General features: G+C 70.3%; 14 protein-coding genes. 2 read left to right on the plus strand and 12 right to left on the minus strand.

Translation table 11 applies throughout. The features are described 5' to 3' along the window. Nucleotides 1–2: 2 nt before the first annotated feature. The 5 genes from ACSU1G_RS28620 to ACSU1G_RS28640 form a co-directional block, all read right to left on the minus strand. Nucleotides 3–653 carry a redox-sensing transcriptional repressor Rex gene (locus ACSU1G_RS28620; protein WP_439284054.1) on the minus strand — a complete coding sequence of 217 codons (651 nt, stop codon included), beginning with the start codon at nucleotides 651–653 and terminating at the stop codon, nucleotides 3–5. Further along, entirely contained in the window at nucleotides 650–946 is a 297-nt protein-coding gene (locus ACSU1G_RS28625; RefSeq protein WP_439284056.1) for a glutaredoxin family protein, read from the minus strand. Before ACSU1G_RS28625 ends, ACSU1G_RS28620 begins: the two co-directional genes overlap by 4 nt. Nucleotides 947–1082: 136 nt before the next feature. Next, nucleotides 1083–1181 carry a 30S ribosomal protein bS22 gene (locus ACSU1G_RS28630; protein ID WP_009882927.1) on the minus strand — a complete coding sequence of 33 codons (99 nt, stop codon included), beginning with the start codon at nucleotides 1179–1181 and terminating at the stop codon, nucleotides 1083–1085. A gap of 148 nt (nucleotides 1182–1329) precedes the next feature. Further along, nucleotides 1330–1521, minus strand: a complete 192-nt coding sequence (locus ACSU1G_RS28635) for a helix-turn-helix domain-containing protein (RefSeq protein ID WP_439284059.1) — start codon at nucleotides 1519–1521, stop codon at nucleotides 1330–1332. Nucleotides 1522–1700: 179 nt separating this feature from the next. After that, a complete protein-coding gene (locus tag ACSU1G_RS28640) occupies nucleotides 1701–2960 on the minus strand; it encodes an acetoin utilization protein AcuC (protein WP_439284061.1) in 1260 nt (419 codons plus the stop codon). A 202-nt stretch (nucleotides 2961–3162) separates the two neighbouring features. On the opposite strand from ACSU1G_RS28640, the gene ACSU1G_RS28645 reads away from it, so the two are divergent. Continuing rightward, complete coding sequence (locus tag ACSU1G_RS28645) at nucleotides 3163–4689, plus strand: TrkH family potassium uptake protein (RefSeq protein ID WP_439284063.1); 1527 nt, start codon at nucleotides 3163–3165, stop codon at nucleotides 4687–4689. After that, complete coding sequence (locus ACSU1G_RS28650; protein WP_439284065.1) at nucleotides 4682–5353, plus strand: potassium channel family protein; 672 nt, start codon at nucleotides 4682–4684, stop codon at nucleotides 5351–5353. The genes ACSU1G_RS28645 and ACSU1G_RS28650 overlap by 8 nt, the downstream gene beginning before the upstream one ends. A gap of 6 nt (nucleotides 5354–5359) precedes the next feature. On the opposite strand, the gene proC is transcribed toward ACSU1G_RS28650, so the two are convergent. From proC to trhO, 7 genes are all read right to left on the minus strand, one after another. Further along, on the minus strand, nucleotides 5360–6202 hold the full coding sequence (proC, locus tag ACSU1G_RS28655) for a pyrroline-5-carboxylate reductase (protein ID WP_439284067.1): 843 nt from the start codon (nucleotides 6200–6202) through the stop codon (nucleotides 5360–5362). Then, nucleotides 6199–7035, minus strand: coding sequence for a sugar phosphate isomerase/epimerase family protein (locus ACSU1G_RS28660; RefSeq protein WP_439284356.1), 837 nt, complete (start codon nucleotides 7033–7035; stop codon nucleotides 6199–6201). Before ACSU1G_RS28660 ends, proC begins: the two co-directional genes overlap by 4 nt. 232 nt (nucleotides 7036–7267) lie before the next feature. Then, nucleotides 7268–8296, minus strand: a complete 1029-nt coding sequence (locus ACSU1G_RS28665; protein ID WP_439284069.1) for a Ppx/GppA phosphatase family protein — start codon at nucleotides 8294–8296, stop codon at nucleotides 7268–7270. Nucleotides 8297–8315: 19 nt separating this feature from the next. After that, entirely contained in the window at nucleotides 8316–11162 is a 2847-nt protein-coding gene (topA, locus tag ACSU1G_RS28670) for a type I DNA topoisomerase (protein WP_439284070.1), read from the minus strand. A 144-nt stretch (nucleotides 11163–11306) separates the two neighbouring features. Continuing rightward, nucleotides 11307–12056, minus strand: a complete 750-nt coding sequence (locus ACSU1G_RS28675) for an ArsR/SmtB family transcription factor (RefSeq protein ID WP_439284072.1) — start codon at nucleotides 12054–12056, stop codon at nucleotides 11307–11309. Between the two features lie 66 nt (nucleotides 12057–12122). After that, nucleotides 12123–14021: a DUF7059 domain-containing protein gene (locus ACSU1G_RS28680; RefSeq protein ID WP_439284074.1), complete on the minus strand. Its 1899-nt coding sequence runs from the start codon at nucleotides 14019–14021 to the stop codon at nucleotides 12123–12125. Then, nucleotides 14018–14932: an oxygen-dependent tRNA uridine(34) hydroxylase TrhO gene (trhO, locus tag ACSU1G_RS28685; RefSeq protein ID WP_439284076.1), complete on the minus strand. Its 915-nt coding sequence runs from the start codon at nucleotides 14930–14932 to the stop codon at nucleotides 14018–14020. The genes ACSU1G_RS28680 and trhO overlap by 4 nt, the downstream gene beginning before the upstream one ends. Nucleotides 14933–14992 lie beyond the last annotated feature (60 nt).

The following is a 14992-nucleotide window of genomic DNA, read 5'->3' on the forward strand; positions in this document are numbered from 1 at the left end:
GGCTACGGCCGCAACTCGGCCTGATGGAAGGCGAGGATCTGTAGCTCCGTGGACAGGTCCACCGCCCGCACGCTCACCCCCGCCGGCACCACCAGGTCCACGGGGGCGAAGTTCAACAGCCCGCGGATCCCGGCGGCCACCAGTCGGTCCGCCACGGACTGCGCGGCGGCTGTCGGCACGGCCATGATGGCCAGCCGCGCCCGCGAGGTCGTGACGGCGTCCTCCAGTTCGTCGATGGGCTGCACCACCACCGCGCCGCGCCGTTGCCCGATGAGACGGGGGTCGGAGTCGAGCACCGCGCAGAGGCGCAGGCCACGATCCTCGAAACCTGTGTATCCGGCCAGCGCCGAGCCCAGGTGCCCGGCCCCCACCAGGACCACGGACTGGTCCTGCACGAGCCCCAGAGCCTGGCTGATGGCCTGCTGGAGCGTGGCCACGGGGTATCCCACCCCGCGGCGGCCCAGGTGCCCGAGCCCCGCCAGATCCCGTCTCAACACCGCCGCACTGGCCCCGGTGAGCCGGGCGAGCTCGGCGGAGGACACCCGCACCGTGCCGGAGCCTGCCAGCGCGGACAGCGCCCGCAGGTACCCGGGCAGCCTGGCGACGGTGGGGCGGGAGAGTCCGGCCCCGGGGCCCCGGCCGGTGTCCGTCACGCGCGGCCCCCGGTCAGCAGCCGCTCGAGCCGGGCGGGGTCGATCCTCCAGAAGTCCCGCTGGACGCCGTCCACCATCAGCACGGGGATCTCCTCCGCATGGCGCTCGGCCAACTTTGGATGCCGGGCCACGTCCACCGCCTGCCACGTGACGCCGTGCCGGCCGCACACCTCGTCCACCACGGCCACGGCGTCCGCACAGAGATGGCAGCCGTCCTTGACGAGGAGTTCGACGCGGGGCGCAGGACCGGAGGCCGGGCGGCCGGGCACGGGGTGTTGCTGGAAGTCACTCATCGGCTCCATGGTAGGCGTGCGCGGCACGACAGCCTCCATCGACTGATCCAGACGGCCCCGCCTTAAACGCCTCCGGGGCCCTTCTACCTTTCGGCGGAAGGACCCCGGAGACGTTCGACACCTCGTACGTGGGTGCTTACTTCTTGTTGCGGCGCTGGTGACGCGTTTTACGAAGTTGTTTGCGGTGCTTCTTCTTGGACATACGCTTGCGGCGCTTCTTGATGACTGAACCCATAGGGAGACCTCTTATGTGGTTGGTGAACCGGCAACGACATCCCGTTGCCGGTCCGTGGATCTGTGGTCAAAACGATCCCTAACACCCTACCCTGACTGCGGGTGTGGCGACGAACCGGGACCGTCTGCCGACCTGTGGGTCGGCTGTGTCAGGCGCTGCCGCCGTCCGTCCCGGTAGCCCGGAAATCCGTGGACCCGGTCTGCAGGATCTGTTCTACGGCGGATTCGGGAACCCGGTAGGACCGGCCGAAGCGCACGGCGGGGAGTTCGCCTGCATGGATCATCCGATACACGGTCATGCGGGAGACCCGCATCATCTCGGCCACTTCCGTGACCGTCATGAAGCGCGTGTCGGCGAAATTACCGGCATCTACCACTTGCGTTCCCCTTTTCCACTGCCCTGGCTCATCTGGCGGCACTCTACGTCTGCCGCGCCAGGCGTGGCATCCTCGGACATCCTATCGAACACTCAGCACACTCCCGTCACGGGAGGCACACCCCCTGAGCATACAGCGGCGTGTTAGTCGAACCAGGGATCGAGCCCATGATAGGGAAAGATTTCCTTGCGCGTCGCCATGATCGTCTGGTCCACCGCATCCGAGGGGTCGTAGCCGACCTCCCAGGAGCGCCACCAGACATCCACCCCGTCGGACATGACGGTGGGGATCCCGTCCAGGCCCTCCTCGGGCCCGAAGCCGGCCGCCCGGGCGGCGTACTCGCGCCAGGCCGCCGGAATCACGGCACCGCCCTTCAGCGGTTGACCGGTCACCGCGGCCACCAGATGGGTCCAGGTCCGGGGCACCACCGAGAAGGGGCTGTAGCCGCCGCCCCCAGTGGCCAGCCACCGGTCCCCGGCGTAGTCCCGGGCCCAGTCCGCGGCGTCCAGGGCGAGCTGCCGCTGGCCCTCGACGGACATCCTCAGATTGGTCAGCGGATCGTCGGCATGCCCGTCACAGCCGTGCTGGGTCACGAGCGCCTCCGGTCGGAAGGCCGCCAGCAGCTGCGGGACCACGGCGTGCACCGCCCGGAGGTAGCCTGCGTCACCTGTGCCCGGGGGCAACGCCACATTGACGGCCGAGCCGAGGGCCTGCGGGCCTCCGGCATCGTTGGCGAAGCCCGTGCCCGGGAACAGCGAGATGCCCGTCTCATGCACGGAGATCGTCAACACCCGCGGATCATCCCAGAAGATGGACTCGACGCCGTCGCCGTGGTGGGCGTCCAGATCCACGTACGCCACCCGTTCGGCGCCCAGGTCCAGCAGCCGCTGGATGGCGGCGGCGCAGTCATTGTAGATACAGAACCCGCTGGCCTTGCCCCGGCCTGCGTGGTGCAGGCCGCCGGCGAAGTTCACGGCGTGCCGCACCTCCCCGGTCCAGAGGGCCTGGGCAGCGGCCACCGCCCCCCCGAGGATCCGTGCGGAGGCCTCGTGGATGTGCGGGAAGACGGGGTTGTCCTCCGTGCCCAGTCCCCTCTCCAGGTCGGCGGGACGCTCCCCGGTGCTGACGGCTCGGACGGCACGGATGTACTCGGGATCGTGCACGGTGGCCAGCAGTTCGTCCGAGGCCACCTCCGGTCGGATCAGCCGCACCCCCGAACGCTCGAACAGGCCGAAGGCCTCGGACAGCCGGTATGTCAGGTCCAGCCGCACGGGTGCCATCGGATGGGCATCACTGAACCTGTACTGCAGCAGGGACTCGTCCCAGACAACGGCGGAGTCGCCCTGTGGGCCCGCCTCGGCGCTGGGCGCGTCACCGAGGGATCCATGAAGTGTGGTGGTCATCACCGCCCAGACTATGCTTCCTTCGGTCCCCGCGGGCAGTGCATGACGTCATGGTCCCCGATTCGCGGAGTCCTCCACCCACCGCGCGGCCCTGCTCAACGCCGGGGGCCGCCGATGGTGGATGATGGGGACCGGTCAGGGCAGACGGCATCCAGGGGGCACAACCGCCGTCACCGCGAGGGAAGGAACGTGAGGCAACCGCATGACCCGGCACCAGCGCACCCCCGGCCCACGGCCCCGGCGGCGATCCCGGGGACGGATCCCCACGCCGTCGTCCGCTCCCCTGCGCCGCCCGCCGTCCGCGGCACGACGGAGCCTCATCCCGCGCGTCGGGCCCCTCTCCCCCGGCACGGAGCCAACCGGGGTCCGCGCGGTCCTGAACCGTCTGCGGGGCTTCGTCTCCACCGTGGCCGGCGCGTCTCCGGCCCGGGCGGCCCTGCTCGCCTTCGCTCTGGTGATCCTGGTCTTCACCGCGTTGCTGTCCCTGCCGCTGGCCTCCCGGACCGGGCGGATCACCGCGTTCCACGACGCCCTGTTCGTGGCCACCTCCGCCGTGTCCGTGACCGGGCTGACCCCGGTGAACACCGCCGAGCACTGGAGCTTCGCCGGCCAGCTGATCATCCTGGTGGCGATGCAGATCGGCGGGTTGGGAATCCTGTCCATGGCCGCCCTGCTGACGCTGGCCGTGTCCAAACGGCTCGGCGTGCGCTCCAAGCTGATCACGCAGGAGGGTATGACCACCGGCAGGATCGGTGAGGTCGGCGCCCTGCTGCGCGTGGTGGTGGGCACCACGTTCCTGTTCGAGGGGGCGCTGGCCGTGGTGCTGATCCCCCGGTTCATGGCCCACACCGGCTCCCTCTCCGAGGGGCTCTGGAACGGGGTCTTCTACTCGGTGTCCGCCTTCAACAACGCCGGATTCACGATCCACCCGGACGGGCTGGCCCCCGTCATGCACGACCCCTGGATCCTCTGGACGCTGATGGCCGGTGTCTTCGCCGGGGCCCTGGGCTTCCCCGTGGTCATGGTGCTGCTGAAACAACGGTGGCGGTGGTCCCGGTGGAACCTGCACACCAAGCTGACGGTCACCACCACCGTGGCCCTCGTGCTCGGGGGCGCCCTGATGATCGGGGTGTTCGAGTGGTCCAACCAGGCCACCCTGGGCCAGTTCGGCGTGGCCGAGCGGATCCAGTACTCACTGTTCGGCTCGGTGATGTCCCGCTCCGGCGGGTTCGCCCTCTATGACATCAACGCGCAGTCTCCGGAGACCCTGTTGCTGACCGATGCCCTGATGTTCGTGGGCGGCGGCTCGGCCTCCACGGCCGGCGGCATCAAGGTCACCACCCTGGCCGTGATGTTCCTGGCGATCGTGGCCGAGGCGCGCGGTGACCGTGAGGTCACGGCCCACGGGCGCACCATCGCCCCCGAATCCGTGCGCGTGGCCATCTCCGTGCTCGCGCTCGGTGCCACGCTCGTACTGACCGGCACCATGGCGCTCGTGGCCCTCAGCGACGAGTCCCTGCAGCGCCCCCTGTTCGAGGTTCTCAGTGCCTTCGGCACCTGCGGGCTGACCACGGGGCTCACCGCAGAGCTGCCGCCCTCCGGCAAGTACGTGCTGACCGCCCTGATGTTCGCCGGCCGTGTTGGTACGATCACCTTCGCGTCCGCGTTGGCCCTGCGTCAGCGGCAGAACCTGTTCCGGTACCCCGAGGAGAGGCCGATCATTGGCTGAGAACCGTCCGGATCCCCACGCTCCGGTGTTGCTGGTCGGCCTCGGCCGGTTCGGTGCCGCCGTGGGCGAGCAACTCGTGGACCAGGGCCGTGAGGTCATGGCTATCGAGCGTGACCGGGCCCTGGTGCAGAAGTTCTCCGGCGTGCTGACCCACGTGGTGGAGGCCGACGCCACCGACCTCGAGGCGCTGCGCCAGCTCGGCGCACAGGAGTTCGCCACCGCCGTGGTGGGCGTCGGCACCTCGATCGAGTCCTCCGTGCTGATCACCGTGAACCTGGTGGACCTGGGCGTGGACCACATCTGGGTCAAGGCCATCACCCCGGCCCACGGCAAGATCCTGCGCCGCATCGGCGCGCACCATGTGATCTTCCCCGAGCACGATGCCGGAGTACGCGCCGCCCACCTGGTGGGCGGGCGGATGCTGGACTTCATCGAGTTCGACGATGACTTCGCGATCGTCAAGATGTACCCGCCCACCGAGGCGGTGGGCTTCACCCTGGCCGAGTCGGACGTCCGCGCCAAGTACGGCGTGACGGTGGTGGGCGTGAAGACCCCGGGCGAGGACTTCACCTATGCCCAGCCTGAGACCATGGTGGGCCCCCGGGACACGCTGATCGTCTCCGGCCACACGGACCTGCTGGAACGCTTCGCCGCCCGCCCCTGAGGAGGGTCAGGAGCCGCCGAACTCCTCGCTGATCGCCCGGCCGCGGTCGGCGGAGGCCTGCATGCCACGGGCGATGATCCCGGCCAGATCGGCGTCGAGGAACGAGTCCACAGCCGCCTCCGTGGTGCCATTCGGGCTGGTGACGGCCCGGCGCAGTTGCGCCGGGTCCACGTCCGGCTCGGCCAGCATCCTCCCCGCGCCGGCCACCGTGGCCCGGGCCAGGTCCTTCGCCAGATCCTCGTCCAGGCCCATCTCCACCCCGCCGGCGGCCATCAGCTCGGCGAGCAGGAAGGCGTAGGCGGGCCCGGAGCCCGAGACCGCGGCCACCGCGTCGATCTGCTCCTCCGCCACGCGGTGCACGGTGCCGGAGCCGGCGAAGAGCGCGGCGGCCTGGTCCAGGTGCTCTTGCGTGGCGGCGGCACCGCCGGCCATCCCGACCGCGCCCATCCCCACGGTCAGCGGCGTGTTCGGCATGGTCCGCACCACCGGCTGCTCGGCCGGCAGGTTGGCCTCCATGGCCGCCAGCGGGATGCCGGCCGCCACGGACACCACCACGGTGCCGGGGCGCAGGGCGCCGGCGATCTCCCGGCACAGGGTCAGGATGTCCTTCGGTTTGACGCCCAGCACCACCACGTCGGCTCCGGCTGCCGCGTTGCGGTTGGCCTCCGGATTGGTCTCCGTGGCGGTCACGGTGACCCCGTAGCGGTCCTCCCGCTGACGGGCGTTGGCGGCGGAGTGGCCGGTGGCGCACACCGATCCACGGTCCGTCCCGGCGGCGAGCATCCCGGCGAGGATGGCACCGCTCATGTTTCCGAGTCCGAGCAGGGCGAGGGCCGGTGCGTTCTTCATGCGGTGGTGTTCCTTTCGGCTGCCTCGGCCGCACGGGCGGCCCCGGCGGCGAGGTGGTTCCGGGCGAACTCGAGCGAGTAGATCAGCATCTCCTCGCGTTCCCCCGCGTATTTGGCCTTGCGGGTGCCCACCTCCACGCAGACGGCCCCGTCCCAGCCCGTCTCCCCGAGGTATTCGATGCAGGCGGCCACGGGCTGGTCGCCGTCCCCGGGCAGCATGTGCTCGTCCTTGCCGTTGGCGGTGCCGTCCGTGAGGTGGACATGCTTCAGCCGGTCCCCCAAGGCCTCGAAGGCGTGGAGCGAGTCCATCTGGGCGATCGCGGCGTGGGAGAAGTCCCAGATCACGTGCTCGTACCCCTGGGAGATGGGGTCCCAGTGGGGCAGGTACATCTTGGCCTCACGGCCGCCGGCCCGCCACGGGTACATGTTCTCCACGCAGATCATCACGCCCGTGGCGTCCATGATCTCCTGGATGCCCTCGGCGAAGCCCGAGGCGTAGTTGCCCTGCCAGCGAAACGGCGGGTGGGCCACCACCACCTCGGCACCGACCTCGCGGGCCAGATCGGCGCTCTTGGCGATCTTGTTCCAGGCCGAGCCCCAGACCTGCTGGGTGAACAGCAGGGTGGGGGCGTGGATCGAGTGGATCGGCATCTGGTGCTGGTCCGCGAGCCGGTTCAGCTTCACCGCGTCCTGGGACCAGGAGTTGTGGGTGACCATGACCTCCACGCCGTCATAGCCGAGGTCGGCGGCCATGGCGAACACGTCCTGGGTGCCCAGCGGGAACACCGAGGAGGAGGACAGGGTCACCGGGATCTGCCGTGGTTCCAGGTCCATCGAGGGACGGTCGTTGACCGTATCGGTCCCCGCCCCGGAACCGGTCCCGACGCCGGCCCGGCCCGGTTCCAGTGCGGCCGCCAGTCGGCCGGGACCCAGGGCAGGATACGCGGTGCCCCCGAGGGTGGCCGCGGCGCCTTCCCGCACCCGTGCCGGGCGCCGGTCACGGTCTGCGGCGGCGCCGCCCCAGGGCCCGCTGGGCTCCTGTTCGCCGGGTATCTGTTCGCTGTGTTCAGTCACTCGTCACCCCCACGGAGAATCCCGGAAGCATCGGATCCGGGTTCAGGGCCACATTCCCCACCCCCGGGATGGAGTCCCGCCCCAGGAGACCCTCCTGGATCAGTGCGTCCAGCCTACGCATGATCAGCCCCTCACGCAGCGCCCATGGACAGATCTCCAGCTGCTCCACCCCGAACTGTTCCATGGCGGCCTCCGCCACCATGCCGCCGGCGAGCATCTGGGCGGCCCGCACCTCGGAGACCCCGGGCAGTCCGGCGCGTTCCCTCGCGGTCATGGCGGCCATCCGGTTCACCCACAGCGTCAGGTCCTCGCGCCGCAGATGGCGTTTGACGAAGGGCCCCGCGGCCAGCGGGGCGGCCCCGGTGATGCGGGCCAGGGAGCGGAAGGTCTTCGAGGTGCCGGTGACGAGCACGGGCCCGGTCATCGGCGGGAACCCGGCAGCCGTCCCGGAGAGGATGGAGCGGATGTGCTTGCGCAGCTTCTTGGTGGACTTCGGTGTGGGCGGGTCCGCCTCCAGCCAGTCACGCGTCAGCCGGCCGGCGCCCAACTGGATGGACACCGCGTGGCTGGGCAGCTCATCCGTGCCGTAGGCGATCTCGAAGGAGCCGCCGCCGATGTCGAAGTTCAGGATGGAGCCCACGTCCCAGCCCTGCCACCGGCGCACCGCGAAGTACGTCATCGCGGCCTCCTGGTCGCCGGAGAGCTCGGTGAGGTGCACCGAGGTCTCCTGGGTCACCCGCGCCAAGACCTCGGCGCCGTTGCCGGACTCCCGGATGGCGGAGGTACAGAACGCGATCAGGTCCTCGGCCCCGTTGGCCACCGCGAACGTGACGGCCTCCTTGATGAAGGTGACCAGGGCGTCCTGCCCGGAGGCCTTGATGCGGCCCTGCTCGTCCTGGTGGCTGAGCAGGGACAGGGAGCGCTTGTGGTCCGCGTAGGCGGAGGGTCGCGCACCGGGGTGCGCGTCCACCAGCAGCAGGTGGACGGTGTTCGAGCCGATGTCCAGTACGCCCAGGCGCATGGTCTGCCTTCTTCTTCCGCTACTTCTTCGCCGACTTGGCCGACTTGGCGGGGGCCTTCCGCGCCGCGGGCTTCTTGGCCGGCTTCTTGGCGGGCCCCTTGGCCCGCTTGTCCGCCAGCAGCTCGTAGGCCTGCTCGGCCGTCAGGGACTCCGGGTCCATGGCGCGCGGCACGGTGATGTTGGTCTCCCCGTCCGTCACGTACGGTCCGAAGCGGCCGTCCTTGACCACCACCTTCTTGCCCGACGTCGGGTCCTCACCGAACTCCGCCAGCGGCGGTTTCGCAGTGCCTCGCCCGCGCTGCTTGGGCTGCGCGTAGATGGCGAGGACCTCCTCCAGCGTGATGGAGAAGATCTGTTCCTCGGTCTCGAGCGAGCGGGAGTCCGTGCCCTTCTTCAGGTACGGGCCGAAGCGCCCGTTCTGGGCCGTGATCTCCGTGCCCTCGGCATCCTGGCCGACCACGCGGGGCAGGCTCATCAGCTTCAGGGCGTCCTCGAGGGTGACCGTCTCCAGGGTCATGGACTTCAGCAGGGAACCCGTGCGCGGCTTCTGCTTGGCGGGCTTCTTCTTCGGCTTGGGCTTGCCGTTCTTGTAGTACTCGGTGGGCTGGGCCTCCATCCAGGCGGCCAGCTCCTCCTCGCTCATCTCGTGGATGACCTCGGTGACGTACGGCCCGTAGCGCCCGTCCCTGGCCACGATGGCCCGGCCGGTCTCCGGGTCCGTGCCCAGCTCGACCTCGGACGGGCCGGCGGTGGCGAAGATCTCCTCCGCCTTCTCGGCCGTCAGCTCATCCGGGGCCAGGTCCTCCGGCACGTTGGCGCGCTCGGGGTCGGTACCCTCCGGGGAACCCGCCGGGATGTCCTTCTCCAGGTACGGGCCGAACTTGCCCACGCGCAGGGTGATGCCGTCCGCCACCGGGATGGAGTTCACCGCACGGGCATCGATGTCCCCGAGGTTCTCCACCACGGCCTTCAGGCCCGCGAGCTGGTCGTCGTCAGCGGACCCCGTCCCGAAGTAGAACTGCTGCAACCACGCGTCACGTTCCAGGTCGCCGGCGGCAATCCGGTCCAGGTCGTCCTCCATGCGGGCCGTGAAGTCGTAGTCCACATACTTGCCGAAATGCTCCTCCAGCAGCCGGATCACGCTGAACGCGGTCCAGGAGGGCACCAGTGCGTTGCCACGCTTGGAGACGTAGCCGCGGTCCATGATGGTGGAGATCGTGGGCGCGAAGGTGGACGGGCGGCCGATCTCCCGCTTCTCCAGCTCGGCCACGATCGAGGCCTCGGTGTAGCGCGGGGGCGGGCTGGTCTCGTGGCCGGAGGCGATGACGTCCTCGCCGGTCAGTGCCTCACCGGTGGAGACCTCGGGCAGACGCTTGTCCTTGGCGTCCTTCCCGTCTGCGGAACCGGACCCACCGGCGGCCGGTTCCGAGCCGGCGTCGCGCCCCTCCTCATAGGCGGCCAGGAAGCCGGGGAAGGTGATGACGGTGCCGGAGGCGCTGAAGCCGGCCGTCCGACCGGCCATCTCCCCTCCCGTGTCCAGGGCGGTGCCGGAGAGCTTGACGGTGGCGGTGTAACCCTTGGCATCGGCCATCTGGGAGGCGATCGTGCGCTTCCAGATCAGCTCGTAGAGGCGGAATTCGTCCGCTCCGAGGGACCCGGAGACCTGGCCGGGGGTCCGGAAGGAGTCCCCGGCGGGACGGATGGCCTCGTGGGCCTCCTGCGCCGAATCGTTCTTGGACTTGTACACGCGCTTGGCCTGCGGGATGGACTCGGGCCCGTAGAGCTCGGTGGCCTGGCGCCGGGCCGCCGTGACGGCCTCGCCCGAGAGGTTGACCGAGTCGGTACGCATGTAGGTGATGTAGCCGTTCTCATACAGGCGCTGGGCCACCTGCATGGTCACCTTCGAGGAGAACCGCAGCTTGCGCGAGGCCTCCTGCTGCAGCGTGGAGGTGGTGAACGGGGCGGCCGGGCGGCGGGTGTAGGGCTTGTCCTCCACCGAGTCGACCGTGAAGGTGGCCCCCTGCAGGCCGGCGGCCAGTGCCGTGGCGGTGGCCTCGCTCAGGGTGGCGACCTTGCCGGCGGCGGAGGGCTTCAGCTGTCCCCGGTCGTCGAAGTCGCGGCCGGTGGCGATGCGCTGTCCGTCCACGGTGTTCAGCCGCGCGGTGAAGGACTCGCCGGCGCCCTTGCCCTCGTTGGCGGTGAAGGTGCCGTCCAGGTCCCAGTAGGAGGCCGAGATGAACGCCATGCGTTCGCGTTCGCGCTCCACCACCAGGCGGGTGGCCACGGACTGCACCCGGCCGGCGGAGAGTCCCTGGCGGACCTTGCGCCACAGCACCGGGGAGATCTCGTAGCCGAAGAGGCGGTCGAGGATGCGCCGGGTCTCCTGGGCGTCCACGAGGTCGGCATCGATCTCACGGACGTTCTCCAGGCCGCGGGCGATCCCCTCCTTGGTGATCTCGGTGAAGGCCATCCGGTAGACGGGGACCTTCGGCTTGAGCTCCTGGAGCAGGTGCCAGGCGATGGCCTCGCCCTCGCGGTCGGCGTCCGTGGCGAGGTAGAGGGCGGAGGAGTCCTTCAGCAGACGCTTGAGGTCCGCCACGCGTTTGCGCTTGTCCGGGTAGACCACGTAGTACGGGTCGAAGCGGTTGGTGGTGTCCACCGCGAACCGCCCGTAGGGGCCCTTCTTCATGTCCGCCGGCAGGTCCGAGGGCTGCGGCAGGTCCCGGATGTGGCCCGCCGAGGCGTCCACCACCCATCCCTCGCCCAGGTACTTGGCGATGGATTTGGACTTGGCGGGGGACTCCACGATGACCAGTTTCGTTCCGTCACCGGAGGAGGTGGTCTTCTTGGACGTCTTCTCGGACACGCAGGCTCCTTTTCGTCGCCGGGCGGGAGATCGTCCGCCGGGCCCGGCGGGCCCAGTGGATGGCCGCCTCGAGGTTCCAGGCGGACCGCCCGGTGCCCTACCAATGTAACGGCACCTGGGCCCCTACCCCTGACGCAGGTCGACTTACCGTGCCGATGAGGCCGTTTCCCGCGCCGCTGGCGCAGCATCTGCCAGGACCGAGACGAGGTAGTACACCCGCTCGGCGTCCACGGAGCGTTCCGAGGCGGGATTCAGCTCCTCGAACTCGTCGATCAGCCCGGCGAGCCGCCGCTGGAACTCCTCGCGCTGCTCCGCGTTGACGAACACCATCCCGGTGGACAGCACCGGCGGGCGGCGTCCGCCCGACCCTCCGGGCTGGCTCTGCTGGTCCTGCTGGCCCGTCTCCCCGTCCAGGGCGGCGTCGCCCTCCCGGGCCGTGGCCACCGCCTGCTCCGCGGCCTGGCGCACCTGCTGGTCCTCCACCTCGCGCCGGGTCACCTCCTTCATGATGCGGTCACGGAAGGTGTTCAACTGCACGTCGATGAACGCCTGCTTGGACGCCGGAGAATGGTTCAGCGAGTCGACCAGCAGGGAGTAGCCGGCCGCCTTCCAGCGCCGCTCGCGACCGTCTCCTTCGGAGGGTGAGCGCTCCACGAAGCCGTACTTCTCCAAGGCCCGCAGATGGTAGCTCATGGCCGAGGGCGTCAGGCCACACCGGGAGGCCAGTTCGGTGGCCGTACGGGTGGACTGGGAGGCGAACAACTCCTCGAGCGCCTCCAACCGCGCCTCGTGGGCCAGCGCCCTGATGGCCTGGGGATCCGAGATGACCACCGGCGTTCGGGCGGCCGGCACCGCTCCGCTCCCGTGGGTCGGGGCGGTGTCTTGTTCAGTCATGGACAAAGATTCTAGGCAGTTCTTTCACATTTCGGGTGCTCTGGTTCACACCCCGGAAGGTTCCAGTCAGGTAACGGCCGATCCCTCGGCCGGAGCGTGGGCCGCAGAGGTGGCCGCAGAGCCGTCCGCGGCAGGCACCAGGAAGCCCTCCAGGAGGAGCTCGGCGACCGCCTCCAGCAGCGCCGCCTCTGCCGCCTCGTCCAGCTCCAGCAGTCCCGCCACGGCGCCGGTGAGTTGCCCCACCGTGAACTCCCCGTCCGCGGCGGAGAGGAATCCGGCCGTGGCGGTGTCCAGGTGGGCGGTGCGCCGGAATCCGCCGCCCTGACGGGCCAGGATGACCTCCGGGTCCTCGGCGCCGAACCGCTGGTGCCGTTCCTCCGTCACGTGCCCCGGGACTCGGACATGCAGTCCGCGCAGGTGTTCGAAGTCTGCCGGGTGGCCTGCCGCGTCCTGCCCGCCGGCCACCACGTCCCCCCGCTCCACGGCGTCCGCCCAGGCCGGGCCCAGCGGCTGCTGCAGCTCCGTCTCAAGGACCTCGGTGCGGATCCGGCCCTCGCGCGGGATGGCCGGGCGGCGCAGCCAGAGGTAGCCGAAGCCCACCGCGGCCACGCCCCGGGCCTCGAAGTCCGCCAGGTAGCGGCGATAGCCCTCCGCGTAGCCCGCCGGGTCCAGCTGTTCCGAGGAGTCCTGTAGCCAGGTCTCGGCGTAACCGGAGGGGTCCAGCAGGTCCCGTTGGATGAACCAGGCGTCGGTGCCGGAAGCAACCCAGGAACGAGGGCGGGCGTCCCAGCCGTGCCGCTGGGGGCTGGCGGCCCCCGCCACCCGGTGTTCCGGACCATCCGGCCCGCTCAGGCCGTCCGGCCCATCCAGACCGTCCTGCCCGCTCAGGCCGTGGGCGCCAGCACCGGCGGCGCCAACTCCGGCGGCGGGGCCCTCGTGGTGGATCTCCCAGTTGCCGAGCATCTGCGCCACGCCGCCTGGCTCCAGGTGTTCCGGCAGCCTCCCGATCAGCTCGGCGAGGAGGCTGTCCCCCGGCCGTCCGCCGTCCCGGTAGGTGTTGATGCCGACCGGTTGCCCCGGCGCTGCACCCGTGCGCGGGGTGATGACGAACGGCGGGTTGGAGACGACCAGGTCGAAACGCTGCCCGGACACCGGTTCGAGCAGGTCGCCGCGGAGCAGTGTGACCCGGCCGCCCGGGCTGAACAGCGCCTTCAGGAGGTCCGTATCCGGGCCTCCGCCCAGTTCCCGGGCCAGGCCGAGCGCCTGGGCGTTGAGCACCAGGTTGAAGGCCGTGAACCCCAACGCCCGCTCGGACAGGTCCGTGGCGGTGACGTGGTCCACATGGGCCAGCAGGTGCAGGGTCTGGATGCCGCAGCCGGTCCCCAGGTCCAGGGCGCGGGCCACCGGCCGGCGGATCACGTTGCCGGCCAGGGTGAGCGAGGCCCGGCCGATCCCCACCACGTGCCAGGAGGGCAGGGTGGAACGGGTCTGCAGGGCGGTCTGGTCGCTGCACACCCACAGGTCCCCGTGGTCGTCGGTGGCATACGGGGAGAGGTCCACCACGGGGTGGAAGTGCCCGGCACGGATCCATCCGAGGTTCAGGAGCACGGCGCCGGCCGCCCGCAGGGTGGGCAGGGCCTGATCGAGGGCCTCCACCGGAACCGGGTCGCCGAGCATCCAGCAGGACACGACGGCGGCGAGCGCGCGCTGGGAGGCGACGGCGCCGTCGTCGCCCATCACCCGGGCGACCACCAGACGGGCCGGCTCGGCCTGCTCACGGTCCAGCGCGGCGGTGGCCTGCGCGCCGAGCAACGCCCCGACCGCGCCGGTGGTGTACGGCAGGGCGCGCAGGTCCGCTGCGAGCCGGCGGACCCCGTTCCCGCCCGAGCCCGAGGCCGGCGGTGCGATCACGGTGTGGTTGAACGGGGGTGTGTCCGGCTGGCCCGGAGTGTCCTGCTGGCTCATGGTTCCCTCCTCGCCGGTGTTCCGGCCGTGCAGACGGCGCAGCGACGGTCCGGTTCGCAACCGGCGCAACCGGCGCAGACGGCTTCCAGGGTCTGGCACCCCGGATCGGTGCAGTTGATCAGCTCGGAGGTGGGATCCCCGCAGAGGGTGCAGCGGCCGATCACGGCGGCGTGGTCGGAGAACTCCACGCGCATCCGCTGGTCGAAGACGGCGAGCGATCCCTCCCACAGGCCGTCATCCCCGTAGGCCTCCCCGTACTTCACGATCCCGCCGTCCAGCTGGTACACCTCGTTGAATCCCCGGTGCTGCATCAGGGCGGTGAGGACCTCGCAGCGGACCCCGCCGGTGCAGTAGGTGACGACCGGCTGGTCCCGGAGGTGGTCGTACTTGCCGGAATCGAGCTCGGCGACGAAGTCTCGCGTGGTGGTGGTGTCCGGGACCACGGCGTCCTTGAACCGGCCGATGGCGGCCTCCACGGCGTTGCGCCCGTCGAAGAACACCACGGGGGTGCCGGCGTCCTTCTTCTCCTCGACGAGCCGGTGCAGCGCGGCCGGATCCAGGTGGGTGCCGGTGTCCTGCACGCCCGCGCTCGTCACGCTGACCTCCTCTGGCACGCCGAAGGCCACCAGCTCGGGCCGGACCTTCACGGAGAGCCGGGGGAAGTCCGCTGCCGTGCCGTCCGACCACTTGATCTCCAGGCCGGCGAAAGGACCGTAGGAGCGGGTGGTCTTGACATATTGCTTCACAGCGGCGATGGGCCCGCCGACCGTTCCGTTGATCCCGTGGGGGGCCACGATGATGCGGCCGGTGAGGCCCCATCGTTCAGCGAGCGCGTGCTGCCAGAGGCGCACGGCCTCCGGATCCGGCAGCGGGGCGAAGCGGTAGAACAGGGCGATCTTGGACTGGCTCACCGGATCAAGGGTAGTCCGGACGGAGGTGGATGGCGGCCGGGCGCCGGTCGTTCGCCGGAA

The organism is Microbacterium sp. A93 (genome assembly GCF_051842835.1).

What these genes read in the sequence shown, in the direction of transcription:
- ACSU1G_RS28665 (WP_439284069.1), bottom strand. Translation starts at nt 8,296, where the DNA reads ATGCGCCTGGGCGTACTGGACATCGGCTCGAACACCGTCCACCTGCTG.
- ACSU1G_RS28645 (WP_439284063.1), top strand. Translation starts at nt 3,163, where the DNA reads ATGACCCGGCACCAGCGCACCCCCGGCCCACGGCCCCGGCGGCGATCC.
- ACSU1G_RS28660 (WP_439284356.1), bottom strand. Translation starts at nt 7,035, where the DNA reads ATGGACCTGGAACCACGGCAGATCCCGGTGACCCTGTCCTCCTCCTCG.
- ACSU1G_RS28635 (WP_439284059.1), bottom strand. Translation starts at nt 1,521, where the DNA reads ATGACGGTCACGGAAGTGGCCGAGATGATGCGGGTCTCCCGCATGACC.
- ACSU1G_RS28625 (WP_439284056.1), bottom strand. Translation starts at nt 946, where the DNA reads ATGAGTGACTTCCAGCAACACCCCGTGCCCGGCCGCCCGGCCTCCGGT.
- proC (WP_439284067.1), bottom strand. Translation starts at nt 6,202, where the DNA reads ATGAAGAACGCACCGGCCCTCGCCCTGCTCGGACTCGGAAACATGAGC.
- ACSU1G_RS28680 (WP_439284074.1), bottom strand. Translation starts at nt 14,021, where the DNA reads ATGAGCCAGCAGGACACTCCGGGCCAGCCGGACACACCCCCGTTCAAC.
- ACSU1G_RS28640 (WP_439284061.1), bottom strand. Translation starts at nt 2,960, where the DNA reads ATGACCACCACACTTCATGGATCCCTCGGTGACGCGCCCAGCGCCGAG.
- ACSU1G_RS28675 (WP_439284072.1), bottom strand. Translation starts at nt 12,056, where the DNA reads ATGACTGAACAAGACACCGCCCCGACCCACGGGAGCGGAGCGGTGCCG.
- ACSU1G_RS28630 (WP_009882927.1), bottom strand. Translation starts at nt 1,181, where the DNA reads ATGGGTTCAGTCATCAAGAAGCGCCGCAAGCGTATGTCCAAGAAGAAG.